The sequence below is a fragment of the Stenotrophomonas sp. SbOxS2 genome, from assembly GCF_013416715.1.
Classification (GTDB): domain Bacteria; phylum Pseudomonadota; class Gammaproteobacteria; order Xanthomonadales; family Xanthomonadaceae; genus Stenotrophomonas; species Stenotrophomonas lactitubi.
This window is the reverse complement of the sequence record NZ_JAAVXD010000003.1, coordinates 12,186-38,237: the sequence shown is the minus strand read 5'-3', so window position 1 is coordinate 38,237 and position 26,052 is coordinate 12,186. Positions and strand designations below refer to the sequence as shown.

The 26,052-nt window shown below is 66.4% G+C and carries 16 protein-coding genes; 3 read left to right on the top strand and 13 right to left on the bottom strand.

The features are described 5' to 3' along the window. Window positions 1-32: 32 nt before the first annotated feature. Window positions 33-671: a 16S rRNA (guanine(527)-N(7))-methyltransferase RsmG gene (gene rsmG / locus HFK18_RS05325; RefSeq protein ID WP_033832551.1), complete on the bottom strand. Its 639-nt coding sequence runs from the start codon at window positions 669-671 to the stop codon at window positions 33-35. A 39-nt stretch (window positions 672-710) separates the two neighbouring features. Next, on the bottom strand, window positions 711-1,310 hold the full coding sequence (locus tag HFK18_RS05320; RefSeq protein ID WP_180164901.1) for a 4'-phosphopantetheinyl transferase superfamily protein: 600 nt from the start codon (window positions 1,308-1,310) through the stop codon (window positions 711-713). An 84-nt stretch (window positions 1,311-1,394) separates the two neighbouring features. On the opposite strand from HFK18_RS05320, the gene HFK18_RS05315 reads away from it, so the two are divergent. After that, entirely contained in the window at window positions 1,395-1,646 is a 252-nt protein-coding gene (locus HFK18_RS05315) for a GlsB/YeaQ/YmgE family stress response membrane protein (protein ID WP_025878785.1), read from the top strand. Between the two features lie 51 nt (window positions 1,647-1,697). Here HFK18_RS05315 and xth read toward each other — a convergent pair whose 3' ends face one another. From xth to HFK18_RS05295, 4 genes are all read right to left on the bottom strand, one after another. After that, window positions 1,698-2,465: an exodeoxyribonuclease III gene (gene xth / locus HFK18_RS05310; protein WP_180164899.1), complete on the bottom strand. Its 768-nt coding sequence runs from the start codon at window positions 2,463-2,465 to the stop codon at window positions 1,698-1,700. Window positions 2,466-2,638: 173 nt separating this feature from the next. Continuing rightward, entirely contained in the window at window positions 2,639-4,045 is a 1,407-nt protein-coding gene (locus tag HFK18_RS05305; protein WP_180164897.1) for a coniferyl aldehyde dehydrogenase, read from the bottom strand. Window positions 4,046-4,315: 270 nt separating this feature from the next. Then, a complete protein-coding gene (locus tag HFK18_RS05300) occupies window positions 4,316-5,971 on the bottom strand; it encodes an MFS transporter (protein WP_099819929.1) in 1,656 nt (551 codons plus the stop codon). A 111-nt stretch (window positions 5,972-6,082) separates the two neighbouring features. Beyond that, complete coding sequence (locus tag HFK18_RS05295; protein WP_180164895.1) at window positions 6,083-7,504, bottom strand: DcaP family trimeric outer membrane transporter; 1,422 nt, start codon at window positions 7,502-7,504, stop codon at window positions 6,083-6,085. 245 nt (window positions 7,505-7,749) lie between these two features. Between HFK18_RS05295 and acs the strand changes: the two genes are divergently transcribed. Continuing rightward, window positions 7,750-9,693 carry an acetate--CoA ligase gene (gene acs / locus HFK18_RS05290; RefSeq protein ID WP_180164893.1) on the top strand — a complete coding sequence of 648 codons (1,944 nt, stop codon included), beginning with the start codon at window positions 7,750-7,752 and terminating at the stop codon, window positions 9,691-9,693. 121 nt (window positions 9,694-9,814) lie between these two features. Then, window positions 9,815-10,480 (top strand): response regulator transcription factor, encoded by a 666-nt coding sequence (locus HFK18_RS05285; protein ID WP_006477308.1) that lies wholly within the window; start codon window positions 9,815-9,817, stop codon window positions 10,478-10,480. 103 nt (window positions 10,481-10,583) lie between these two features. Here HFK18_RS05285 and HFK18_RS05280 read toward each other — a convergent pair whose 3' ends face one another. The 7 genes from HFK18_RS05280 to glyS all read right to left on the bottom strand — a co-directional run bounded on the left by HFK18_RS05280 (window position 10,584) and on the right by glyS (window position 26,051). Beyond that, on the bottom strand, window positions 10,584-11,039 hold the full coding sequence (locus HFK18_RS05280; RefSeq protein ID WP_180164891.1) for a transposase: 456 nt from the start codon (window positions 11,037-11,039) through the stop codon (window positions 10,584-10,586). A gap of 147 nt (window positions 11,040-11,186) precedes the next feature. Further along, the gene (locus HFK18_RS05275) at window positions 11,187-11,762 is read right to left on the bottom strand and encodes a manganese efflux pump MntP family protein (protein WP_180164889.1); all 576 of its coding nucleotides are present in this window, start codon (window positions 11,760-11,762) and stop codon (window positions 11,187-11,189) included. 318 nt (window positions 11,763-12,080) lie between these two features. Further along, window positions 12,081-15,536: a PAS domain-containing hybrid sensor histidine kinase/response regulator gene (locus tag HFK18_RS05270; protein WP_180164887.1), complete on the bottom strand. Its 3,456-nt coding sequence runs from the start codon at window positions 15,534-15,536 to the stop codon at window positions 12,081-12,083. Window positions 15,537-15,690: 154 nt separating this feature from the next. Then, complete coding sequence (locus tag HFK18_RS05265; RefSeq protein ID WP_180164885.1) at window positions 15,691-17,838, bottom strand: S46 family peptidase; 2,148 nt, start codon at window positions 17,836-17,838, stop codon at window positions 15,691-15,693. A gap of 178 nt (window positions 17,839-18,016) precedes the next feature. Continuing rightward, a complete protein-coding gene (locus HFK18_RS05260; protein WP_180164883.1) occupies window positions 18,017-21,883 on the bottom strand; it encodes a translocation/assembly module TamB domain-containing protein in 3,867 nt (1,288 codons plus the stop codon). Beyond that, window positions 21,880-23,676, bottom strand: coding sequence for an autotransporter assembly complex family protein (locus HFK18_RS05255; protein ID WP_165378667.1), 1,797 nt, complete (start codon window positions 23,674-23,676; stop codon window positions 21,880-21,882). The genes HFK18_RS05260 and HFK18_RS05255 overlap by 4 nt, the downstream gene beginning before the upstream one ends. 299 nt (window positions 23,677-23,975) lie before the next feature. Next, on the bottom strand, window positions 23,976-26,051 hold the full coding sequence (glyS, locus tag HFK18_RS05250; protein WP_180164881.1) for a glycine--tRNA ligase subunit beta: 2,076 nt from the start codon (window positions 26,049-26,051) through the stop codon (window positions 23,976-23,978). Window position 26,052: the final 1 nt, after the last annotated feature.

Genomic DNA, 26,052 nt, shown 5'->3' with positions numbered 1-26,052 from the left:
CCGCTTGTTCCACAAGGGGCTGGCGGCGGGGTTCAGGGGCCTGTGACGGTGACCAGATGGCGTTCGCCGGCCAGGCCGGGCACGCTCAGCGGGACCACCTCGCGCACCTGCCAACCGGCCGGCAGCGCGGCGATCTCCTCATGCGGGTAGACGCCCTTCATGGCCAGCAGCACGCCACCGGGGCGCAGCAGGTGGCCACCGACGCGGACGATGCCGGCCAGGGTGTCCATCGCGCGCGCGGTCAGCTGGTCGTAGCTGCCCGGCTCGGCCAGCGCTTCGGCGCGCGACTCGGCCACGCGGGCATTGCCCAGGCCCAGCTGACGCACGGCTTCGCGCATGAAGCGGGCTTTCTTGCCGTTGCTTTCCACCAGGGTGACCTGCAGGCCCGGGCAGGCGATCGCCAGCGGGATGCCCGGCAACCCGGGGCCGGTACCGAGGTCGGCCAGGCTGCCATCGGCCACGAACGGCTGCATCGCCAGCGAATCAAGCAGATGGCGGGTGACCATTTCCTGCGGATCGCGGATGGCGGTGAGGTTGTAGGTGCCGTTCCAGCGGTGCAGCAACGCCAGGTAGCGCAGCAGCGGCGGGGCCAGCTCGGCAGCCAGGCCCATGCTGGCCAGGCCCTGCTGCAGCGTGGTCGCTACGCCGGCGGGAAGATCGTGTTCGCTCATGCCGACATTATCGCCGGTTTTCACTGCAGATTCGGCGATTCACTGCGGATACCAGGCCAATGCGGCGCGGAACTGGCCACTGGCCTGCCACTCGTGCAGGTGCCAGCGCGTCGCCTCGCCCAGTTCCGGGTCGCACCAGCGCAGGTGCAGCGCGCCATCGGCGGCCGGGGCCAGCTGCAGGCGGTGCAGGCCAAAGGAAATGCCCTGCCCGTGCGCCTTCAGCATGGCTTCCTTGGCGCACCACACGCGGAAGAACCAATGTTCGCGGTCAGCCTCGTCCAGGCCCTGCAGCCAGACCACTTCGTCGGGATGGAAGAAGCGCTGGATGATTTCCAGCATGCGAGGGCGCGGCCGCAGCAGTTCCAGGTCCACGCCCAACCGCACGCCTTCGCCCAGCGCCACCAGCAGCACCTCGCCGCTGTGGCTCCAGCCGGTGCCGTAGTGGGCCAGCGCGCCGCTCAGCTCGGGCCGGCCCTTGTCATCGCGCAGCAGCGGCAGCGCATCCGGCTCGCCGCCCAGGGCCTGTGCCAGCACCTGCCGGGCCTGCGGCTCACCGCGCTGACCGGGCACGTGCGGGCAGCGCCAGACGGTGACCGGACCAAACCGCCAGGGGCCGTCGAGGGTGGCTGGCAGGCTCATGCGCACGCGGCCGTCACGGGATTGCACAGCGGGTTCACGGCACTGCGCGTCAACTGGACACGGTTATCCACCGGAGAGTCGATCATGGGAATCATCATCTGGCTGATCGTCGGCGGCATCGTCGGCTGGCTGGCAAGCATCATCATGAAGCGCGATGGCCAACAGGGCATCATCCTCAACATCGTGGTGGGCATCGTTGGCGCACTGATTTCCGGCTGGCTGTTCGGCGGCGGCATCAATGAAGCGATCACCCTCCGCACGTTCCTGTTCTCGCTGATCGGCGCGGTGATCCTGCTGGCGATCGTCAACCTGTTCACCCGCAAGAGCATACGCTGACGCGGGATACTGCTTGAACACGGGGCCCGGCCATCGCCGGGCCTCGTTGTTTCAGCCCAGCTGCACCCACGCCGGTGCATGGTCGCTGGGACGTTCCCAGGTGCGCGGCTCGCGGTCGATGCCCGAGGCCACTGCACTGCCCTTCAATGCATCGGAGACCAGGGTCAGGTCGATGCGCAGGCCGAGGTTGCGGCGGAAACCGGCCGCCCGGTAATCCCACCAGCTGAACGTGCCAGCCTCGTCGTTGTGCAGGCGGAAGCCATCGTGCAGGCCCAGCTGCAGCAGCTTGGCCAGCGCACCGCGCTCGGCGGTGGAGGTCAGGATGTGGTTCTCGTTCCAGACCTCCGGGTCGTGCACGTCGCGCGCATCGGGGGCGATGTTGAAGTCGCCCATCACGATCAGCTTCGGATGCCGCTGCAGTTCTTCGGCGATCCACGCATGCACCGCCTCCAGCCAGCGCAGCTTGTACTCGTACTTGTCGGTGCCGATGTCCTGGCCGTTGACCACATAGAGGTTGATCACCCGCAGGTCGCCGAAGGTGCCGGCGATGACCCGCTTCTGCTCGTCCTCGAAGCCGGGAATGCCGATCTGCACGTCCTGCGCCGGCTCGCGCGACACCAGCGCCACGCCGTTGTAGGTCTTCTGCCCGGCAAACACGCTGCGGTAACCGGCGGCGATCAACGCCGAGTCCGGGAACTTGTGGTCCTCCAGCTTGGTTTCCTGGATGCCGACGATGTCCGGACCGAAGTCCTTGAGCCACTGCTCCAGGTGCGGCAGGCGGACATTGAGCGAATTGACGTTCCACGAGGCGATCTTCATGCGGGCATTCTACCCGGCCCAGCTTTGGTAGACGCCAACCTTGGTTGGCGCTGGGGGGCCCGTATGTCCCGGTAGAGGCCGACCTTGGTCGGCGCTTGGGGTTCACGCGTGCCAACCAAGGTTGGCACCTACCGGAACCCGGTCCCGTCAGTAGAGCCACGCCATGCGTGGGTTCACCGCAGCAGCAACCTCAACAACCCCGCAATCTTCGAATACGGCGGCCGCAGCCGGTCACTGGCCGCCCAGCGCGACTGCCACAGCACCGGCAGCAGCTTGCTCATGGCATCGAACCCAGCCTGCCCGTGGTACGCGCCCATGCCACTGGCGCCCACTCCGCCGAACGGCAAACCATCAGCGGCGAAGTGCAGCAACGTGTCATTCACCGTCACCCCGCCCGCCACCACCTGGCCGAGGATGCGCTCCACCGTGGCTGTGTCATGGCTGAAGGGATACAACGCCAGCGGCCGGTCGCGGGCCACGATGTCGGCCAGCGCCGCATCCAGGTCCGGATAGGCGCGCACGGGCAGGATCGGACCGAAGATCTCCTCGCGCATCAGGTCCAGGTCATCCGGCGGATCCAGCACTACGGTCGGCACCAGCAGGCGTTCGCGGTCGGCGCGTGCCTGGTCCACCTGCGCCAGCGCAATCACCGGCACACCGCGTTCGCGCGCCTGCGCCAGGTAGCCCTGCAGGCGCCGGTACTGGCCCTCATTGATGATCCGCGTGTAATCGTCGGCGTCGCTGAAATCGCCATAGCGCTCGCGTATCTGCTGCTGCAGTGCCTGCACGAATTCGCGCTGGCGCACGCTGTCGATCAGCACGTAGTCCGGCGCGATGCAGGTCTGGCCGGCGTTGAACCACTTGCCGGTGGCCAGCCGCGCCGCGGCTTTATCCAACGGAAAATCGCGGCAGACGATGGCGGGCGACTTGCCGCCCAGCTCCAGCGTCAGCGGCACCAGATGTTCCGCCGCCGCCGCCATCACCTTGCGGCCGACCGCGGTGGAACCGGTGAACACGAGATGATCCAGCGGCAGCGCGGACACTGCCGCTGCAACATCGGCCCCGCCCTGCACCACCGCCACGCGATCGGACGGGAACACGCTGGCCAGCAGATCGGCCAGGAAAGCGCTGGTGCGCGGTGTGTGCTCGGAAGGCTTCAGCAGCACATGGTTGCCAGCGGCAATCGCAGTGGCCAACGGCACCAGCGCCAGCGTGACCGGGTAGTTCCACGGCGAGATCACCCCGACCACGCCCAGCGGCGTCGGCCGCAGCTGCGCGCGGGCTGGCCAAAGCTTCCAGCCTGCAGACGCATGACGCGGCTTCGACCAGCGTCGCAGGTGGCGGCGCAGGTGATCGATAGCCGACAGCACGCTCATGCCATCGCCCAGTTTCGATTCAACATGGGCGCGGTGGCCGAAGTCCTCGGCAATGGCCGCAGCCATTTCGTCCATGCGTTCCTTCAGCGCCGCGCGCAGGCGACGCAGATCGGCTTCGCGCTGGTCCAGCGACGGGCGCTGTGACTGCCAGGCACTGCGCAGGGTGTGCAGGATGGCGGGGAGGTCGGCGGCTGAGGTGCTCATTCCGCGACTATACGGCGTGCGCACGTGAGGCGGCGGTCTCGATGGGGTCAGATCCCTTTCGCGCGCGAAAGGGATCTGACCCCGGGCGCGAGAGGGCGTGCGGCTTCGGATGCTTGTCAACCGCGATGACGGCATTGAGCGCTGTATGTTCGCGTCTGCGGAGTCTTGTGCCGCGCGTTGCGCGCTCGCCGAGCATGGCTCGGCGCTACAGGGAAATGAAAAGGCCGTGGTCTGCACCACGGCCTCTCCTTCATCCAATGAACATCATTCTTACTTGGTGATATCCACGTTCTTCGTCTCGCGCAGGAACAGGCCGCCAATCACCACCGACATCAGCGCGATGATGATCGGGTACCACAGGCCGTAGTACAGGTTGCCGGTACCGGCCACCAGCGCGAAGGAGATCGCCGGCAGGAAGCCACCGAACCAGCCGTTGCCGATGTGGTACGGCAGCGACATCGAGGTGTAGCGGATGCGGGTCGGGAACAGTTCGACCAGGTAGGCGGCGATCGGGCCGTAGACCATGGTCACGTACAGCACCAGCAGCCACAGCATGAAGATCGTACCGGCGTAGTTGATGCGTGCACCGTCTGCCTTGGCCGGGTAGCCGGCGGTGGTCAGCGCGGTCTTCAGCTCGGCACCGAACGCATCGGCCTTGGCCTTGCCTTCTTCCTTGGTCAGGCCGGCGGCCTCATACGAGGTGACGCTGGCACTGCCCACGTTGACCATCGCCAGCGAGCCAGCAGCGGCCGGCTGCACGTCATACGGCACACCGGCCTTGGTCAGCGCAGCGGTAGCCACATCGCAGGAGCTGGTGAACTTGCGCAGGCCGACCGGATCGAACTGGAACGAGCAGGTGTTCGGATCGGCCACGACCAGCGCCGGCGAGCTGCTGCGGGCTTCTTCGATGGCCGGGTTGGCGAAGTGGGTCAGGCCCTTGAAGATCGGGATGTAGGTGACGGCGGCCAGCAGGCAGCCGGCGAGGATGATCTTCTTGCGGCCGATTCGGTCGGACAGCCAGCCGAAGAAGATGAAGAACGGCACGCCCAGTGCAAGCGCGGCGGCGATCAGCAGGTAGGAGGTGGTGGCATCGACCTTCAGCATGCTGCTGAGGAAGAACAGCGCGTAGAACTGGCCGCCATACCAGACCACCGCCTGGCCTGCGGCAGCACCGAGCAGCACCAGCAGCATCAGCTTCAGGTTGCCGCCCTTCAGGCTGTCACGGAACGGCGTCTTGGAACCCTTGCCCTCCGACTTCATCTGCTGGAACAGCGGCGACTCGCTCAGCTGCAGGCGGATCCACACCGACACGCCCAGCAGCACGATCGAGACCAGGAACGGAATGCGCCAGCCCCAGGCTTCGAAGGCTTCGTTGCCGAGGAAATAGCGGCAGGCCAGGATGATCAGCAGCGACATGAACAGGCCAAGGGTGGCCGTGCACTGGATGAAGCTGGTGTACAGGCCACGCTTGTCGTCCGGTGCGTGTTCGGCCACATAGGTCGCCGCACCACCGTACTCGCCGCCCATCGCCAGGCCCTGGGCCAGGCGCAGGATGATCAGGATCACCGGCGCGGCGAAGCCGATCGAGGCGTAGTTGGGCAGCACACCGACCAGGAAGGTCGAGATGCCCATGATCAGGATGGTGACCAGGAAGGTGTACTTGCGGCCGATACGGTCGCCGAGGCTGCCGAAGAAGGCCGCGCCGAACGGTCGCACGAAGAAGCCGGCCGCGAAGGCCAGCAGGGCGAAGATCATGCCCGTGGTTTCATTGACGCCGCTGAAGAACTGCTTGGCGATGATCGCCGCAAGCGAGCCATACAGGAAGAAGTCGTACCACTCGAAAACGGTGCCCAGGCTGGACGCGAAGATGACCTTCTTGTGTCCCTGGGTAAGTTGGGCTTTCGCCGGTGCGGGTGTTGTGGACATGGGACGCTTTCCCTCTGTAGGTGCCGACCTTGGTCGGCACGCAGTCTAGGTAGATACCGACCATGGTCGGCACTCAATCTCGGCAGGTGCCGACCGTTGGTCGGCACTCGATCAGAAGCTGTATTTCGTAGTGAACTGCAGACGGGTGATGTCGCCCTTGTTGCCGTTCTCGACCTCGCGCTTGCCGTACATCAGCTCGGCACCGACATCGACCTTGGGCAGCGGCGAATAGAAGATGTTGCCGCGGATGCTCTGCACGCTCTTGGTCACCAGCGGGCCGAGGATGCTGTCGTTGTCGTAGTCGCTGCGCGCGTAGATCAGGTTGGTGCGCAGCTTCGGCGAGAACGCATGGCGCCAACCGACGTAGCCGGCGATCACACCGGTCGGATTGAGTTCGTCACGTGCCACGTCATAGGCCGAATCGGCAGTGATGCCCAGGCCGATGTAGCGGGCGATGCCCTCGCCACCGGTGAACTGGTAGTGCAGCGAATCGCTGTCACCCATCACCCACTTGCCGCCCAGGGTGAGGCCACCGGCCACCTTGTCAGCCTTGGCACCGGTGGTCTGGTTGTCGACCTTCAGCTGACGGACGATGCCGCCCACACCGAAGGTGCCCCAGTCTCCCTTCCAGCCGTAACGCAGGGTCAGGTCCGGCAGGCTGCCGCGATCGGAGTTGGCGCTGGCGTTGGTCCAGGCGCCGGTGACCGGATTGCGCGTGCCGGTGAGGGTGGTGGTTTCCGGATTCTCCAGCGCGACGCTGAAGCCGCCCTTGGTGTAGCGAACCTGGGCCTGGCGCACGAAGATCACACCGTCGGTGGGGCCGACGAAGTCGACCGCCTCCGGCAGCGACGCCGCATCCATGAAGTTCGACCAGGTCTGGCCGGCCATCCAGTTGTTCCAGTACATGTACGCATGGCGCAGGGTCACGCCATAGGTGTTGGTGGCAGTCTGGTTGCCCAGCGAATTGCCGAAGAAATCCATCTCGAAGAACGCGCCGGCCTTGTTGCCCGATTCGCTGACGTTGTCGATGCCCAGGTTGAAGCGCGAGAACTTGGCGTGGGCGTTGTAGTCCACGTCCGAGCGCTTGCCGCTGCCGCCGGCACCTTCCACCGGGGTCTGCCCGGGCAGGTACAGCGCGCGGCCGGTGGCATCGTCGGCCAGCTGGCCATCGCTGGTCTGGGTGGCCAGGAAATCGGCCTTGATGAAGCCGCCGATCTTGACCGTGGTGCCCGGCGCCGCACCGGGGGTGATGGTGGTGACCTGGATCGGCTGCTTGCCCGCAGGCACCGCCGGCTTCTGTTCGGCCTGCAGCGTGCGGACGTCGGTGACCGCCTGCTGGGTCTGCACGATCTGGGTCTGTTGCTGCTGCTGTGACGACAGCAGCGCCTGTACCTGCCGCTCCAGTTCGGCAACGCGTGCTTCCAGTGCCTTCTCTTTGGCGGTCTCGGCGAACGCCATGCCCGGTGCGACCAGGGCGACCAACAAGCAGGCCGCCAAAGGTGTGCGCACGGCTTTCAACGTACGGTGGCTCATGTTGCCCTCTCTCCCAAGTGGCAAGGTGATGCCGCGCGTGGGGCACGGTCGAGCCGAGACTGCGGGGCGTTTGCACGCACCGGCTATTGGCCATTGGTCGAACCCGGGCCTGAAGGGGCCCGACTTTCGACCAAGGTCTAACCGAAGTGGTGACGCGACCGGGGGTGGATGGGGCAAACTGAGGGGGAACGGCTGCTGCAATGCTGCGGCTGCACACACAAAGTCAACGTGCAAGTGAGGGTGCCATGGCTGATCTCTACCCCGTCGATCCGCAGTTCGCCGCCAAGGCGCGTATCGACAAGAACTCCTATGAACAGCAGTACCAGGCCTCGGTGTCCGATCCGGATGCGTTCTGGGGCAAGGCCGCCGAGCGGCTGGACTGGTCGCGCAAGCCGACCAGGATCAAGAACGTCAGCTACGACCTGGCCGACTTCCACATCAAGTGGTTCGAAGATGGCGAGCTCAACGCCAGCGTGAACTGTCTGGACCGTCAGCTGGAAAAGCGTGGCGACAAGACCGCCCTGCTGTTCGAGCCCGACCGCCCGGATGCGCCGGCCCAGCACGTGACCTATCGCGAGCTGTACGAGCGCACCTGCCGCCTGGGCAACGCGCTGCGTAACCTCGGCGTCAAGAAGGGCGACCGGGTCACCATCTACCTGCCGATGATCGTCGACGCTGCCGTGGCCATGCTGGCCTGCGCACGCATCGGCGCGATCCACTCGGTGGTGTTCGGTGGCTTCGCACCGAACTCGATCGCCGACCGTGTCAGCGACTGCCAGAGCAAGCTGATCATCACCGCCGACGAAGGCCTGCGTGGTGGCCGGAAGATTCCGCTGAAGGCCAACGTCGATGCGGCGCTGAAGCTGCCCGGCACCAATACCGTGGAAACCGTGCTGGTGGTGCGCCATACCGGCGGCGCGGTGGACATGCAGGCCCCGCGCGACCGCTGGTTCCATGACGTGGTCGACAGCCAGCCGGCCAGCTGCGAACCGGAACCGATGAACGCCGAGGATCCGCTGTTCATCCTCTACACCTCCGGTTCGACCGGCAAGCCGAAGGGCGTGCTGCATACCACCGCCGGTTACCTGCTGTACGCGGCCTACACCCATGAAGCGGTGTTCGACCTGCGCGAGGACGACATCTACTGGTGCACCGCCGACGTTGGCTGGGTCACCGGCCACAGCTACATCGTGTACGGCCCGCTGGCCAATGGCGCGACCTCGCTGATGTTCGAGGGCGTACCGAACTACCCCGATACCTCGCGCTTCTGGAACGTGATCGACAAGCACAAGGTGTCGATCTTCTACACCGCCCCCACCGCCATCCGCGCGTTGATGCGCGAAGGCGAGGAGCCGGTGAAGAAGACCTCGCGCGCGTCGCTGCGCCTGCTCGGCAGCGTCGGCGAACCGATCAATCCGGAAGCCTGGCGCTGGTACTACGAGGTGGTCGGCGACAGCCGCTGCCCGATCGTCGATACCTGGTGGCAGACCGAGACCGGCGGCATCCTGATCTCGCCGCTGGCCGGTGCGATGGATCTGAAACCGGGTTCGGCCACCCTGCCCTTCTTCGGCGTACAGCCAGCCCTGGTCAACGCCGATGGCGAGATCAAGGACGGCCCGACCGAAGGCAACCTGATCATCCGCGATTCCTGGCCGGGCCAGATGCGCACGGTGTATGGCGACCACCAGCGCTTCATCGATACCTACTTCCGCACCTATCCGGGCAGCTACTTCACCGGTGACGGCTGCCGCCGCGATGAAGACGGCTACTACTGGATCACCGGCCGCGTGGACGATGTGATCAACGTGTCCGGCCACCGCATCGGTACCGCCGAAGTGGAAAGCGCGCTGGTCTCGCATCCGAAGGTGGCCGAGGCCGCCGTGGTCGGCTTCCCGCACGACGTGAAGGGCCAGGGCATCTATGCCTACGTCACCCTGGTGGCTGAGGAAGCGCCGAGCGACGAACTGCAGAAGGAACTGGTCGCCTGGGTGCGCAAGGAAATCGGCCCGATCGCTACGCCAGATCATCTGCAGTGGGCGCCGGGCCTGCCGAAGACCCGTTCGGGCAAGATCATGCGCCGCATCCTGCGCAAGATCGCCGAGAACGCGCCGGATCAGCTGGGCGACACCTCGACCCTGGCCGATCCATCGGTCGTGGCCTCGCTGGTGGACGAACGCAAGGTCCGTTGATGACGTGAGCGCGGGCACAGGACGCGCCACGAACGTGGCCGGGAGGAGGGACCCGGCCATGTTCAACCCGTCCTGTGCCAGCCATCACACCGCCCTTTTTCCTGATCGATAAGCTCGACCCATGACCACCCTCCTGATTGCCGATGACCATCCGTTGTTCCGCGAAGCCCTGCGGGGTGCCGTGCAACGGGTCATTCCGGGCGTTCAACTGTTCGAGGCCGACAGCGTGGAAGCGCTGTATGCGCTGGCCGACCAGCACAACGACGCCGACCTGGTCCTGATGGATCTCAACATGCCCGGCGCACAGGGCTTCAATGCGCTGGTGCACATGCGCTCGCTGCATCCGCACCTGCCGGTGGTGGTGGTCTCCGCACGCGAAGAAGCCACGGTGATGCGTCGCGCACTCGACCACGGCGCACTGGGTTTCATTCCGAAGTCCGCTGATTCGGACACGATCGGTCATGCGCTCGGCACCATCCTCGATGGCGAGACCTGGGCGCCGCCGGAAGCACACAACGTGCCGCCGACCGGCAGCGAAGAACGCGAAGTCGGCCAGCGTCTGCGCGAGCTGACCCCGCAGCAGTTCCGCGTGCTGCAGATGCTCGGCGCGGGCCGCTTGAACAAGCAGATCGCCTACGACCTCAACGTCTCCGAAGCAACGATCAAGGCGCACGTCACCGCGATCCTGCGCAAGCTGGGCGTGACCAACCGCACCCAGGCGGTGCTGATGGCCGGCAAGCTGGCGATCGACGACGACGCCATCGTGCTGCCGCCGGAAGAAGATTGATCGTGACGAACTTCAGAGCCGAGCATGGGCTCGGCTCTACAGACCTCATGATGCATTTGTAGAGCCGAGCCCACGCTCGGCTGCTCTTTGTCCAAGTACCGAATCAGCCCAGCAAGGGCCATCGACTCCAGGCATACGGGTACTCCCCAATGCACGTAGCCAGTCCAGCGCGCACCGGATTGGCCGCAATGTACATCGCCTGCATTCGCAGGCATTCATCACTGCGCAGTGCATGATCGTAGTACCCCGGCTGCCAGATGGGAGTATCGGCATCGACGCACCTGCCGATGGAGCGGCCGCTGCGCGACTTGAGAATCTGCATGCAGCCGGCGAGCGTTCCGCTCCGCAATTGGATCAACCAATGCAGATGATCCGGCATGATCACCCAGGCCAGGGAGCATGTCCGACCCTTCCGCTCCACTGTGCGTAGCGCTTCTATCAGCAGATCGACGTTGGCCTCATCGTCGAACCAGCGCCGACGCGCGTATGTCACGGCGGTGATCGCATAGACATTGCCGGTCTGCGACCACCGACCAGTACGAAGTGCAGGGCTGGACATGCATGAACACTACGGCGCAGCAGAGGATCTCTACATCAGCAAAATGCCGTGCTGCATGTCGGCCATTGCCCCAATGTAGAGCCGAGCCCATGCTCGGCTGCTTCAGGCACAAGCCGAGCATGGGCTCGGCTCTACAGCTATCTCTGCTTACGCGGCACCGCGCAGGTGCTCGTACAGGATCGTCGCACCGATGATCACCAGGATCACGCCACCGATGATTTCGGCGCGCTTGCCGACCATGCTGCCGAGCACGCGGCCCAGCATGATGCCGGCGGTGACCATGGTCAGCGTGCACAGGCCGATGACTGCGGCCATCACCCCGATATGCACGTCCATGAAGGCCAGGCCGATGCCCACCGCCATTGCGTCGATGCTGGTGGCGAAACCGGTCAGTGCCAGCTTCCAGAAACCATGGTGCTGCGCAGGATCTTCATCGTCCTCGCCGTTATCCGGACGCAGGCCGTTGTAGATCATGTGGATGCCCAGCGCGCCGAGCAGGCCGAAGGCGATCCAATGGTCGAACGCCTCCACGTACTGCAGAGCGGCACGGCCAAGCAGCCAACCGATGATGGGCGTGATCGCCTCGATGACGCCGAAGATGATGCCGGCGCGCAGCGCATCACGGAACACCGGCTTGCGCATGGCTGCGCCCTTGCCGATCGCCGCGGCGAAAGCATCGGTGGACATGGCAAAGCCGATCAGGAGGATCGAAAGGGGGGACATTGGCGGCTGTTGAGGTCGGGCAAGGACGGACGCACGGCCTGCGCTCGCGCCCAACCTGATGTTGCGCGCGCGGGCCGCTGGTCTCGCCAACCATCATGGTTGTCCACGCCACGGCGCACTGGCCGAGTATGTTGACGTGGACGATTCCTGCGCAGGAATCCGGCTACTCCCCAAGGGGACGCGAAGCTTAGCACCGCGATCCGCGCGTGGCGCATTTCCAGCGAAACGCGCAGGCAGGGCTGGTTTTTATAGCGAAGGCTATATATGAGCCGCGCTTCGCGCAGGAGCCGAGCATGGGCTCGGCTCTACAGTTGCCCATCAGGCATCGCCGTTGCGGGTATCCCGCAGCGCGCCCAGGAACGCGCGCAGCGACGCCGGCTTGATCGGCTTGGTCAACAGGCGATAGCCACGCTCGCGCGCCATCCGCTTCAGTTCATCGCGGCCATCGGCGGTAAGCAGTGCACCGGGCAACGGATAGCCCGCCGCCTCGCGCAATGCCACCAGCGCGTCCAGGCCATCCATGCGATCGTGCAGGTGGTAGTCCACCAGCATCACCTGCGGACGCTCGGCGATCTTCTGCAGCGCCTGGTCCACCGTCGATGCGGTGATCACCTGCACCTGCCAGCGCCCCAGCAGCGCGCGCATGCCATCGAGGATCTCCTCGTCGTTGTCCACGCACAGCACGCGCAGGCCCGCCAACGAATCGCTGCGGACCGGTGGTGCCGTCGCCGCCAGGGCGACCGCATCGGTGTAGCCCGGCAACGGCGCCACGCGCGGCAGGATGATCGAGAACATCGAACCACTGCCGACCCGGCTGCGCGCGTTCAAGCGATGATCGAGCAGGCGCGAGATGCGCTGGCAGATCGACAGGCCCAGTCCCAAGCCCTGCTCGCCCCAGTCGAACGGCTGCTGGTAGCGGTGGAACTCGTCGAAGATCTGCCGCATGTGATGCTCGGGAATGCCGGGGCCGGTATCCCACACCTGCAGTTCCACTTCATCGCCGCGCTGGCGCACCGCCAGCACGATGCGCCCCTGCCGCGTATAGCGGAGCGCATTGGCAAGGAAGTTCTGCAGCACGCGACGCAGCAGGCGTCGGTCGCTGCGTACCCAGGTGGTGCGCGCGAACAGATCCAGGCGCAGCCCACGTCCGGCCGCAACCGGTGTGTACTGCGCGGCCAGTTCGCGCATCAGCGCACTGACATCGAATTCGCCGATCACCGGATGCAGGCCGCCGGCATCCAGCCGCGACACGTCCAGCAGGCCATCCAGCAGCTCCTCGGCGGCGCGCAGCGATGCATCCACGCGCTCGGCCAGGTGCTTCTGCTCGTCGCTGACATGGTCGCTGTCGCGCAACGCCGATGCGAACAGCCGCGCCGCGTTCAACGGCTGCAGCACGTCATGGCTGATCGCGGCCAGGAAACGGGTCTTCGACTGCTGCGCGACTTCCGCAACATGCGAGCGCTCGGCCACGCGCTGCTCCAGCGTTTCGTTGGCTTCCAGCAGCGCGCGTTCGGCGTGCTTGTAGTCGGTGATGTCGTTGTAGCTGGTGACGTAGCCGCCGCCGGGCAGTGCCTGGCCACGCATTTCGATCACCTTGCCATCGCTGCGGGTACGCTCGAACACATGCGGCGAACCGGCGCGCATATAGCCGATGCGACGGTTGATCTGCACTTCGATATCGCCCTCGCCCAGCTCACCACGCTCGGCGTTGTAGCGGATCAGATCGGCCACCGGACGACCCACGTAGAGCATGCCATCGGGATAACCGAACATGTCCTGGTAGCGGCGGTTCCAGGCGGTCAGGCGCATGTCCGGGTCGACCACGCTGACCCCGGCGCTGATGTTTTCCAAGGTGGTCGACAGGATCTCGCGATTGAAGCGCAGTTCCTGTCCCGCTTCGTCCAGCACCGCCACCACTTCACCCAGGTCCATGCCCGAACCGCGCAGCAGGCTGGTCAGCAGCAGGCGCGCGGACGCCGCACCGATCGACGCCGCCAGCAGGCGTTCGGTGAACTGCACCCAGGGCCGGTCAGCCGGTGCCGAGGACTGCAGCTCGCGCCCCAGCGACTGCGCCTGTTCGAAGAACGAGCGCCGCGCATGGCGTTCGCCGACCACGCGCGAGGCCAGTGCCAGCAGGTCACCCACATGCACGTGACCCGGCCAACCACCGGCCACTGAAGGCCGCTCGGCATAGGGATCGAGGAAGGGCGCGGCGCGCAGGCGCTCATCCACGCCCGGCCGCCAACGCGCCGATACCAGCATCATCGTCGCCGCGTTGACCAGCAGCGACCAGAACGTGCCGTGGGTCAGCGGGTCCCAGCCGGTCATGCCGAACAGCTGCTGCGGGCGCAGCCAATCGATGCCGAACGGACCGTGCTGCACCCAGCCCGCATCCATCCAGCCGGCCATGGTCATCGCCGGCAGCAGCAGGGTGTACAGCCAAGTGGCGAAGCCGAGCAGCATGCCGGTCTCGACGCCACGACGGCTGGCGCCGCGCCAGTACAGGCCACCGATCAGGCCCGGCGCGAACTGCGCTACCGCGGCGAAGGCCATCAATCCATACGAGGCCAGCGTGCTGTCGTTGCTGCTGCTGCGGTAGTAGCTGTAGGCCATCAGCGCCAGCAGCAGGATCGCCAGGCGGCGGATCCACAGCACGCGCGAAGCGACGTCAGCCGCTTCCTGGTGATCGCCACTGCGACGCAGCAGCACCGGCATCACCAGGTCGTTGCTGACCATCGTCGCCAGCGCGATGGAAGACACGATGACCATGCCGGTGGCGGCGGAGAAGCCGCCGATATAGGCGATCAATGCCAACGCGTTGCGGCCCTCGGCCAGCGGCAGGGCCAGCACCATCGAGTCGTCGGCCACGCCGCTTCCGGTACCGAAGAGGCTGATGCCGGCGGTGGCGATCGGCAGCACCATCGCCGAGATCAGCACCAGGTAGCCCCCGAACATCCAGCGCGCGCGGCGCACGTCGCGCACGTCGCCGCACTCGACCACCGCCACGTGGAACTGGCGCGGCAGGCAGATGATGGCGAGGAAGCTGAGCAGCGTCTGCGAGAGGAAACCCACCGGTGGCAGGCCGGTGAACAGCGTATGCACCGACTCCACCACCGCTTCATTGCGGTCGCTGAGCCAGACATAGGCAAACACACCCACCGCCACCATCGCCACCAGCTTGATCACCGATTCCAGCGCGATCGCCAGCATCATGCCGTGGTGGTGTTCGGTGGCATCGACCTGGCGGGTGCCGAACAGGGTGGCGAACAGCGCCATCAACAGCGCCACATACAGGGCCGGGTCGCTGAAGAATCTGGTCGGCCCGGTGTTGCCGGTCAGTACCTGCAGGCTCATCGCCACCGCTTTGTACTGCAGGGCGAGGTAGGGAATGATGCCGATCAGCGCGATGATCGCCACCAGCGCTGCCAGCCGCCGCGAGCGGCCGAAGCGCGAGGAAATGAAGTCGGCGATGGACACCACGTTCTGGCTGCGCGCGATCAGCGCCAGGCGCTCGATGATGCGCCAGCCGAACAGCAGCAGCAGCAACGGCCCGATGTAGATCGGCAGGTAGCCCACGCCGTTGCGCACGGCGGTGCCGACTGCGCCGTAGAAGGTCCACGACGAGCAGTACACCGCCAGCGCCAGGCTGTAGACGACCGGACGCAGCCACGGCCGGTCCGGGTACATCGGCCGACGGTCGCCCCACCACGCCACGCCGAACAGCAGCGCGGCATAGGCAACCGAGACCAGCAGCAGGATCCAGCTGGAGACCAAGCGCGTGTTTCCGTCGAAGGAACCCGCAGTGTAGGCCACGCGTGGCCGGGTGTACGGGCTGGGTGAAGGGCCACCACCCCCACCAAGGTGGGGGCCCACAATCATCAGGCACCCCCACCCAGGTGGGGGTCGGCAATCCGCGCTCGATCCGGCCTTATTCCGCCGGAACGCCCATTTCCTTCAGCAGCTCGGGCGCCGGGTAGACCTTGGCCAGCAGCCAGCGCAGGTAGCGCATGTCCACGTGCACGGCGCGCTTGTAGCGCGGGTCGAACCACCAGCTGGCACTGACCGACTCCCAGTTGCTGTCGAAGTTCAGCCCGATCAGCTCGCCCTTGGCGTTGAGCACCGGCGAGCCGGAGTTGCCGCCGGTGGTGTCCAGGTTGGTCAGGAAGTTGACCGTCTGGGTCTTCAGCGCGGGATCGGCAGTGCTGCCGAAGTCGCCCTTGGCAATCGCGGCCAGCAACGGCTTGGGTGCATCGAACGGATAAGCGTTGGTGTTCTTCTCGACGATGCCGGCCACGGTGGTCACCGGCGAGTACGTCACGCCATCACGCGGGTGCAGCGCTTCCACCTTGCCGTAACTGATGCGCAGCGTGCGGTTGGCATCCGGGTACACCGCACGGCCCTGCTTGGCACGCCAGGCGAACAAGGCCTGCATGTAGGCCGGGCGCAGGCGCAGCTGTTCGCCTTCGCGGGTCTTGCTCTCGTTCTCGATGCGCAGCTGCGCGGCCACCAGCGGGCCGGCCACGGCGATCAGCGGGTCGGCGGCCAGCGCCTTGCCTTCGCGGGCAGCGGCGAAACGGGACAGACGCTGCGCTTCATCACCCAGCTGGGTGCCGGCGTACAGCGTGTCCAGTGCCTGCGCCAGCTGTGCCGGGGTACGGCCGAACGCAGCGTCGAACTCGGCCACGCGCTGCGCATCCGGCAGCTGCTGGTAGCGGGTCAACAGCGTGGTCAGCAGTGCCTTCTCGACCTCGGGTGCATAGCGACGCTGCACCTGCTTCAGCACGCCCTCGATCATCGCCTGGTCGCGCTGCTGGTAGCCGGTCTCGCGCTGCGCGTCCGGCTTGGCCGATTCGATGCGCAGGCGTTCCAGCAGCAGCGCCGAGCGCAGCAGCTGGCTCTGGCCGGCCATCTGCTCCAGCAGCAGGTCACGCTCGCCCACCGCCGCACCCTGCGACAGGTTGGTCAGCAATGCCTTGATGTCGCCCTGGTACCTGCGGTCGGTGGCGGCCAGCATCGCCTGCTCGTCGGCTGCACGCTGCGCCTTGGCGTCGCTGCGCAGCAGGCCTTCCAGCTCACCGGCGGCACGCTTGCGGTTGTTCTTCAGCGACTGCAGCTGCGAGGCGTAGCGGGTACGCGCCTGCGCATCCTTGGCACTGGCCGCCTCGATGGTATCGATCATCTGCTGGAACACCGACACCCGGCGCGGCAGCACGGTATCGATCTGGCCCGCGAATTCGGCGGCGGTGCGGTGGCGGTAGGTGATGCCCGGGTAACCGGCCAGCATCGCGTAATCGCCCTCCTTCGGGCCTTCCACCGACATCTGCAGGTGCGCCGGTGCCTGGTAGGGCACGTTGTCCTTGCTGTAGGCGGCCGGCTTGCCGTCCTTGCCCACGTAGGCGCGCAGCAGGGTGAAGTCGCCGGTGTGGCGCGGCCACATGAAATTGTCGATCTCATCGCCGTAGTTGCCGATCGCGCGCGGCGGCGCATAGACCAGGCGCACGTCGCTCAGTTCCAGCTGGGCGATGCGGTAGAAGTCGGTGCCGTAATACATGTTGGCCACCGAGCAGCGCACGCTGCCGTCCTTCTCGCACTCGGCCACGATCTGCTTGCTGGCCGCATCCACCGCGTCGAAGTAGGCGCGGCCGGTCTTGCCCCGGGCCTGCGCCAGCACCTGGTCGGTCACCTTGTCGAAGCCGACGGTGACCAGCACGCGGAAGTCCGGATTGGCCGGACGCTCGTCGGCGCGGCCCCTGGCGATGAAGCCGTCGTTGATGAAGTTGTGCTCGGGCGAGCTGTTGTACTGGATCACGCCCATCGCCACGTGGTGGTTGGTCAGCAGCAGGCCATCGGCCGAGACGAACGAGCCGGTGCCACCACCGGCACGCACCACCGCGCTCAGCGGCGGCGCGGTCACGTTGGCCAGATCGGCCGGGTTGCCCTTGAAGCCGGCCGCCTGCAGCGGCTTGGCCAGCTCCGGCAGCTGGGTCGGCATCCACATGCCTTCATCGGCGTGGGCGCCGGCGGCGAGGGTCAGGCCCAGGGCCAGGGCGGTGGGGAGGGCTTTGCGTGGCGACATGAGGCAATCCGGTACGACAGAACAGCCCGGGACCATAGCCGCTGGGGGCGGATGGGGCAACGGCCGATGGTTGGGGGCCTGACAGGTAGAGCCGAGCCATGCTCGGCTGCTCTTCCGTCAGTCCGCGCTGCGCGCGGAAGCCGAGCATGGCTCGGCTCTACAGGGATGCCGCGGCGGGTTATTTTTCCCGCCGCCAGTTCAGCGAACCGCGGTTTTCCACCGTGCTCGATTCCACTTCAACGTCGAAGCCGCGGCGCAGCAGGTACTTCAGCGTGATCACCGAACCGGCACCGACCAGCGACACGCCGTAGCCCACGTACAGCTTGGGCGAAATGTACTTGCCGACGCCGATGACCGAACCGCCCAGCGCGCGCGACTGGCTGACGCCGGCGTCGTCCAGGCCCAGCTTGGCACCCAGCTGCGACGCCAGCAGGCCGCTGCCGGCCGACAGCGCGGCCGATGCGGCGTTGACCTGCTGGGTCTGGTCGCTGCTGGCACCGGTCAGGCTGCGCCCCAGCACCAGGTAACCCAGCGCTTCGGACTGCGACATCGCCGGATCGGACCAGACATCGGCACGTGGCTGCTGCGCGCGTCCGGTCACGTCGATGCCGGCGGTGACATCACCGATCCGGCGCTCGGCGCGGATGTTGATGCGCGGGTCGGACACCGCGTTGTAGTTCCAGTTGAGGTTGCCGCGGGTGATGGTCAGGTCCTGGCCATAGGCCTTGTAGCGGCCACTGACTTCCAGGCCGCCGTTGGCGGTCATCTCGCGGCCGGGCTTGGCCCAGACCTGCATCTTGCCGGTCAGCGCGCCCTTCAGGCCGAAGCCGGTCATCTTGACCTTGTCGCCCAGGCTGACGGTCAGCTCCATGTCCAGCGGCGAGGTGCGCGACTCTTCCGGATCGGCCGGGTCCAGCACCACCACGTCTTCGGACACCGAGGTGCCACGGTCCAGGCGCTCCAGATCGATGTCGGCCTCGGGCACGTGCACCGTTCCACGCAGCTCCATCGCGGCCTTGGCCAGGGTGAAGTCCAGGTTGGGATTGGCGACGATGCGCAGTTCGCTGGTATTGGACAGCAGCACGTTCTCGCCGTGGATCTTCAGCTGCAGCGGCTGTGCATCGCCGAACCAGGACAAGCCGCCGTCGACATACAGCGTGCCCTTGCCCGAATTGGCCTGCGCGGTGATCTTGGCCGACCCATCAGGCTGTGCGACGAAGCTGCCCTTGCCCTGGTCGAAGGTCAGGCCCAGCGCCGGGAACTCGCCCTTGAAGTTGCTCAGCTGCGCATCACCACCCAGCGACGGTTGGCCGCGCGTGCCACGCAGGCTGACGTGGCCCTCGATCAGGCCGGTCGGGCGCACCACGTCCGGCGAGAACAGTTCCAGCCAGTACAGGCGCGACATGTTGAGGTAGAGCTCGCCGTTGAGCGGCGCACTTGGTTCCCAACCGGTCTGCATCTTGGCATCGACGAAGCCATTGCCCTGGAAGCCCATGCCCAGGTAGCCCTTGATGCTGGCCGGGGTCATGTCCAGCTTCAGCGAGAACTGGTCATAGCGCACCAGCTCGCCACGGTTGGCATCGGCCACGCTGGTGTTGCGGTTCTCGCCCAGGCGGACGCCGCCTTCGGCCGAACGCACTTCCACATGCCCTTCCCACGCGTTGCCACGCGGACGGATCTGCGCGTCCAGGTTGAGTTCGCCACGCAGGTAGATGCGCCGGCCGGACTGCGGGGGCAACCACGGCTGCACCAGTGCCAGCGGCAACGCATCGCCGCGCACCACCAGCCCTTCGCGCGGCCAGTTGGCGTGCGCACACAAGGCGCCCCCGGTCGCAGCGCCCAGGCAGGTTTCGCCCAGCGTGTAGTTGCCGCCGTTGATGGCGAATGCCGCAGGCGCACGCAGTGCCCACGCATCGCCCTTCACCGGTGCGATGCGCAGCGCGGCCAGTTCGCCACGCCATTGCTCGCCCTGCTGGCGCACGCTGCCCTGCAGCTCGATCGCGCCCAGCTCGTTGCGGGTCTGCGCGGCCAGGCGCAGGTTGGAGACACTGCCCTGCGCATCGATGTTCAAGCGTTCCAGCAGCATGCCTGCATTGACCTGCTGGCCCTGAATCGCCAGCGTGCCACTGTCGCCACGCCACGGCAGCCGGCCCTTGATGCTCAGGCTTTCAGCGCCGTAACCGTCCCAGTTGAGATTGTTGCCGACCAGATCCGCGGTGATGTCCGGCGCATCGCGCGGGCCTTTCACCTGCACCTGGCCACGCAGGCCACCGTCGGCGCCGGGCAGCAGATCGCTCAGCTGCAGCGGTTCGAAGCGCGCATCGATGTCCAGGCGGTCGCCGACCTTGCCCGAGGCGGTCACCCGGCTGCTGCCGACGGCCAGTTTCAGTTCACCCTGGCCCTGCTCACCCTGCAGGGCGAACTTGCCTTGGGCATCCACGTTGCGCTGGCGCAGGGTGCCCTTCAGCGAGGGCAGGTCCACCGTGGCCTCCATCGTGCCCGCGGTGCCCGGCGGCGCATTGGCCGGCGGCGGCAGCTGGCGGCCCTTGGACGCGAGATTGCCGGACAGACGACCATCCCAGCCCGGCGCGAAGTAGCCCGGGTCGAAATCCTTCAGCGTGGCCTTGGCATCCCAGTCCAGCTGCGGTGCCCATGCCACCTTGCCTTCCACCTGCAGCTGGCCACCCGGGGTCTGCGCCTGCAGTTCGCGGATCTCCGCAGCCTGATCGTTGCCACGCACATCGAAGCGCAGCTGCGCCTTCTGCTTTTCGCGTTCGACATCGGCACGGCCGATCGCCGCCCACGCCTTCAGCGTACCGGCCAGACCGAAGCGCGCTTCCTTCAGCGTCACCGGCACCGGCGAACTACCGGCAGTGTTCGGGTCCGGCGCCGGCACCCAGGTCAGGTTCTGCGCGATCACCGAGAAATTCAGCTTCTGCTGGTCTTCTTCGCTGAAATCAGCGGTACCTTCCAGGCGCGCTTCGCCGCCAAGGCCCTTGACCACCAGCGGTGAGACCTTCAGCACCTGGTCCTGCAGCGACACCACCGACGGCGCCAGCTCCAGTTCCTGTTCACCCTGTTTCACCCGGCCATGCAGGTTGGCGTTGCCGCCCTTGCCGGAGGCCGTGAAATCCAATGCCAGCGGCGCGATGGCCGAGCTGGCCAGCGCCGGCGACAACAGCGCCAGGTCCAGCTCGTCGCTGCGCACCGTCGCATTCCAGGTCGGATCGGTGCGGCCATCGAACACCAGCATCGCGTGCAGCGGCTTCGGCGCGCGACCGGCCAGCGCCACTTCCATATGCGCCAGATCACCGCGTGCGACCAGGCCGACCGTGGCCGCGGTCCGCCCGCGCGGTGCCGGCAGCACTGCAGTGACGGTGACGTCGGTGTCGTAATCCTTGGCCGGGATGTAGCGGCCCTGAGCAGTGAAATTGCCCATGTCGCTGTCCACGACCAGCTTGCGCGCCTGGAACTCGCCGTTGGCGATCTCGATGCCACCACGCACGCGACTGATGTCGATCACCGGCTCGTTGGCCTGGCTGATGCGGAAACTGTCGATGGCGATCACATCGGCCTGGATCGCCAGCGGCATTTCGATCTGCGGCAGTGAATCGGGCCACGAAGGCAGCTTGAACGGCTCGTCGCTCTTGGCCAGGTTGAGCGTGGCGTTGGTAAGTTCCAGCTTGTCCAGCAGCAGCTTGCGGCCCAGCAGCGGGCGCAGGTCCGGCTCCAGGTGCGCGCGCTCGGCGTGGAAATGGATGTCGTCGTAGCGGAAGTCCACGTTGTACAGGGTCAACGGTCCGGCCACCGGGCCATCGACCTTGTCCCAGGTGAAGCTGGCACCCACCGGCAGGCGTGCCACCACCTGCGCCAGCAGTACATCGCGGCCGGCCACCGTCTGCAGCAGCCAGTACACGGCCAGCAGGGCAACCAGCACCAGGCCGACCACGCCCGCGCCGGACCATGCCCAGAAACGGCGACGGCGGTAGAAGCGCACGCGCCGCGGCGGCGTGTTCGGCGACGGGGTCGGTGCGGGCGTGCTCACAGGTCCGCTCCGATGTTGAGGTACAGCTGGAACTGCGAATCAGGGTTGTTCAGGCCATGCGCGATATCGACCCGCACCGGGCCCACCGGCGATTTCCAGCGCACGCCGAAGCCAACGCCGGTATGCAGATCGATATTGGTATCGAAGGCGCTGCCGGTATCGACGAATACCGCCGCACCCCACGGGCCGCCATTGAAGTAATGCTCGTATTCGGCCGAACCGACCACCAGGTGCTTGGCACCCAGCGCGTACTTGTCGGGTCTAGGCGTACGCGGGCCGACCTCACGGTAGGCATAGCCGCGGATGCTGCGGTCGCCACCGGCGAAGTAGCGCAGGCTGGGCGGCATCGCCACCAGGTCACTGGTCCAGGTGGTGCCGCCTTCGCCGCGCAGGATCAGGCGATTGGTTGGCCCCACCGGGATGTACCAGCGCAGCACCGCATTGGCCTGCACGAAGCTGGTGTCCGAACCGACGCCTTCGACGCCGGCACGCACGGTCGCGGTGCCACTGATGCCGCTGCGCGGGAACAGCTCGTCGTCCACCTTCACGTAATCGGCCACGATCTGCGGATAGACCAGCGTGGACGTGTTGTAGACCGCATCGGTGAATTCGGTGCCCGAGGCATAGCGCCAGCGCTCGCGCAGCGCGTTGATCGAGGCGATGGCGGTCCAGTTCTCGTTGATCTCGCCGCTGCGGCTGGCGATCAGCTTGAAGTTGCGCAGATCGATGTAATCGGTCTGCTCGTCGTAGGCACTGGCCGCGAAGGTGTACCAGCCATCAAGCCAGTTGAACGCCGGGATGCGGTAGCTGGTGATCAGGCTCTTGCGCTTCTGCGCATAGTCCAGCTGGGTGTTCATCTTGTGGCCACGGCTGTTCAGGAAGCGCCGTTCAAGGCCACCGCGCACACCGGCGCCACTTTCGCTGCCGTAGCTCAGACCGTAGGAATAGATGCTGCGCTTGGCCCGCGTCAGCTTCACATCAACCGGCACCTCGCCGTTTTCATCGGCCTGATCCGGGCGCGGCTGGATGTCGATCACGCTGAAGTAATCGAGCTTGGTCAGCGACTCGCGCAGGCGGTCCAGCTTGCCTTCGTGGAAATAGCTGCCCTGGTCCCAGTACACCAGCGGGTCGAACAGCTTGTCGTCGAAGTAGTTCTGCTCGAAGGTCACCGGGCCCATGTTGTAGCGGCGGCCGCTGTCCCAGGTCAGGTCGATGTCGGCAGCGTTGTCCGCGCGGGTGATCTGCACCTGGCGCTGGGTGTAGTCGGCGTCGAAGTAGCCACGCTCGGCCAGGCGCCGGGTCACGGTGATCTTGCTGGCTTCGTACTGGGTATGCTCGAAGCGCTGGCCCTTGCGGGGCTTGAATGCGGTCAGGTCGTCCTGCAGGTACTGGTCGTACATCGCCGGACCGGTGATGTCGATATGCTCGCGGCGCACCAGCACCGGCGGGCCCTTGTCGACATGGATCAGCACGGTGACATGCTCGTCCTGCCGCGGCGCCTCGACCTTGATCACCGGGTTGTAGTACCCGAACGGCTCCAGCGCCTGGCGGGTCTGCCGCTCGGCCTGCGACAGCAGGTACTCCAGGCGTGACTCGCCCTGCTCCTTGCCGATCGTGTCGAACAACGACAGCGATTCCTGGATGTTCTCGATGATCGCGGCGTCGTCGCCCTTGTCCAATCCCTTGATGTCCACCTTGTCGATGGTGCCGCGCGCATGGGCCACGGAAGTGGCGCAAAGCGACAGGACCATCAGCGGCAGGGCGTATTTCGTTGGCTGCATGCGGCACAGCATACCGACCGAAGGTGACGATGCGAAATGCATCACGTGTTTCGGGATCGGTTGTTAAGTGGCGGTCAAAATACGCGCCTTTGTGGCGATCATCGCGAGCGTATGCGGAAATGCCGGCATCGTGTGCGATGCCGGCGATGACCCCGATGGACAACATCGGGCAGTGCCGGCCGCTGGCCGGCAGCATGGCGATGCATTGCAGGATCGTGGCGTTGCCGGCCAGCGGCCGGCACTACCGGTAAATCCACACCATGCGTGACGGTTGCCCAGTAGATCCACGCCATGCGTGGATGGGCTACCCATCAGCTCGACAGGTGCTCGATCGCCGCGACCTTGCCCAGGCGTTCACCCAGCATCGTCAACAGCGCCAGGCGGTTGCCGCGCAATGCCGGATCCTCGGCATTGACCATCACCCCGTCGAAGAACGCATCGACCTGCGGACGCAGGCGGGCCAGGCGCGCCAGCACGGCCACGTAGTCCTTCTGGTGCAGGCTGGCGCCGGTGTCGTCGATGGCGGCAGTCACAGCTTCGGCCAGCGCGCGCTCGGCATCTTCCTGCAGCAGGGCCGCATCGATCTGGCCCGGAATATCGCCTTCGGCCTTGCGCAGGATGTTGCGGATGCGCTTGTTGGCCGCTGCCAGCGCCTCGGCCTCCGGCAGCGCGGCGAAGATCCCGATCGCATCCAGGCGGCGGTCGAAGTCGTACAGCGAGGCCGGCTTCAGCTCGGCCACCGCATTGAAGTGGCTGGCCGGCACGCCCTTGTCGCTGTAATAGCCCTTCAGGCGGTCGAGGATGAAGTCGTACAGCTCAGCCACGTCGGCCTGCACGTTGCGCGCGGCCAGCCCGGCATTGGCGCTGGCCAGCAGCGCGCGCAGGTCCAGCTCGAAGCCGCTCTCGATGATCGTGCGGGCCAGGCCCAGTGCGTTGCGGCGCAGGGCGAACGGGTCCTTGTTGCCGGTCGGCTTCAGGCCCGCGGCGAAACCGCCGGCCAGGGTGTCCACACGCTCGGCGATCGCCAGCACCTTGCCCAGCGGCGACAGCGCGATGTCATCGCCACCGAAGCGCGGCTGGTAGGCCTCGTCAATGGCCAGCGCCACCTCCGGCGACTCGCCACCGACCACCGCGTAGTGGCGGCCGGCGATGCCCTGCAGTTCCGGGAATTCGTTGACCATGCGCGACTGCAGGTCGTTCTTGGCCAGCTGCGCTGCACGCTTGGCCAGCACCGGGTCAGCCCCCACCTGCGTTGCGATCACCTCGGCCAGCGCCGCCACGCGCGCGACCTTGTCGGCCACGCTGCCCAGCTTGGCCTGGTAGGTCACCGTCTTCAGGCCCTCGCCCATCGCCTCCAGGCCCTGCTTCAGGTCTTCGTCGAAGAAGAACCTGGCATCGGCGAAGCGCGGGCGGATCACGCGCTCGTAGCCCTTGGCCACTTCGGCCACGTCCTTGGACTCGATGTTGGCGATGCCGATGAACTTCTCGGTCAGCTTGCCGCCGTCATCCAGCACCGGGAAGAACTTCTGGTTGATCTCCATCGTCTCGATCAGCGCTTCCTGCGGTACCGCCAGGAACGCGCGCTCGAAGCTGCACAACACTGCCGACGGCCACTCGACCAGGTTCACCACCTGCTCCAGGTTGTCCTCGGTGATGCGTGCGCTGCCACCGGCGGTGGCTGCAGCAGCTTCCACCTCGGCGACGATGCGCTGGCGGCGCTCGGCCGGATCGACCAGCACGAAGGCGGCGCGCAGCGATTCGACATAGTCCTGCGGCTGGGTCAGCCACACGGTCTTGTCGTGCAGGAAGCGGTGGCCGCGGCTCATGCGGTCGGCCTTCAGGCCGAACAGTTCTGCCTCGACCACGTCGCCGCCGTGCAGCAGCACCAGCCAGTGCACCGGGCGGGCGAAGCCCCAGCTGTGGTCGCCCCAGCGCATCGGCTTGGGAATCGGCATGCCGGCGATGGCCTCGCGCAGGATTTCCGGCAGCAGCGCAGCGGTGAGCGCGCCCGGAGTCACCGCACGGTGCACGAAGCGCTCACCCTTGTTGTCGGTGGTCTTCTCCAGTGCGGTCCAGTCGATCCCGGCCTTGGCCGCGAAACCCTGCAGCGCCTTGGTCGGCTGACCTTCGGCGTCCAGCGCGATGTTCAGGTACGGGCCCAGCACTTCGCTGTGCTGTTCCGGCTGTTCCAGGCCAACGCCCGGCAGCAGCACGGCCAGGCGGCGCGGGGTCGACAGCGGGCGTGCATCGCCCAGCTCCAGTTCGACGCCGCGCTTGCGCAGGCCATCGACAACACCGTCGAAGAAAGCCTGGGCCAGGCCCGGCAGCGCCTTGACCGGCAACTCTTCGGTGCCCAGTTCAATCAGCAGGGGAGACAAGTGGCTCATC

Coding starts and splice junctions, on each gene's coding strand:
- rsmG (WP_033832551.1), bottom strand. CDS start 671: ATGAGCGAACACGATCTTCCCGCCGGCGTAGCGACCACGCTGCAGCAG.
- HFK18_RS05320 (WP_180164901.1), bottom strand. CDS start 1,310: ATGAGCCTGCCAGCCACCCTCGACGGCCCCTGGCGGTTTGGTCCGGTC.
- HFK18_RS05315 (WP_025878785.1), top strand. CDS start 1,395: ATGGGAATCATCATCTGGCTGATCGTCGGCGGCATCGTCGGCTGGCTG.
- xth (WP_180164899.1), bottom strand. CDS start 2,465: ATGAAGATCGCCTCGTGGAACGTCAATTCGCTCAATGTCCGCCTGCCG.
- HFK18_RS05305 (WP_180164897.1), bottom strand. CDS start 4,045: ATGAGCACCTCAGCCGCCGACCTCCCCGCCATCCTGCACACCCTGCGC.
- HFK18_RS05300 (WP_099819929.1), bottom strand. CDS start 5,971: ATGTCCACAACACCCGCACCGGCGAAAGCCCAACTTACCCAGGGACAC.
- HFK18_RS05295 (WP_180164895.1), bottom strand. CDS start 7,504: ATGAGCCACCGTACGTTGAAAGCCGTGCGCACACCTTTGGCGGCCTGC.
- acs (WP_180164893.1), top strand. CDS start 7,750: ATGGCTGATCTCTACCCCGTCGATCCGCAGTTCGCCGCCAAGGCGCGT.
- HFK18_RS05285 (WP_006477308.1), top strand. CDS start 9,815: ATGACCACCCTCCTGATTGCCGATGACCATCCGTTGTTCCGCGAAGCC.
- HFK18_RS05280 (WP_180164891.1), bottom strand. CDS start 11,039: ATGTCCAGCCCTGCACTTCGTACTGGTCGGTGGTCGCAGACCGGCAAT.
- HFK18_RS05275 (WP_180164889.1), bottom strand. CDS start 11,762: ATGTCCCCCCTTTCGATCCTCCTGATCGGCTTTGCCATGTCCACCGAT.
- HFK18_RS05265 (WP_180164885.1), bottom strand. CDS start 17,838: ATGTCGCCACGCAAAGCCCTCCCCACCGCCCTGGCCCTGGGCCTGACC.
- HFK18_RS05255 (WP_165378667.1), bottom strand. CDS start 23,676: ATGCTGTGCCGCATGCAGCCAACGAAATACGCCCTGCCGCTGATGGTC.
- glyS (WP_180164881.1), bottom strand. CDS start 26,051: ATGAGCCACTTGTCTCCCCTGCTGATTGAACTGGGCACCGAAGAGTTG.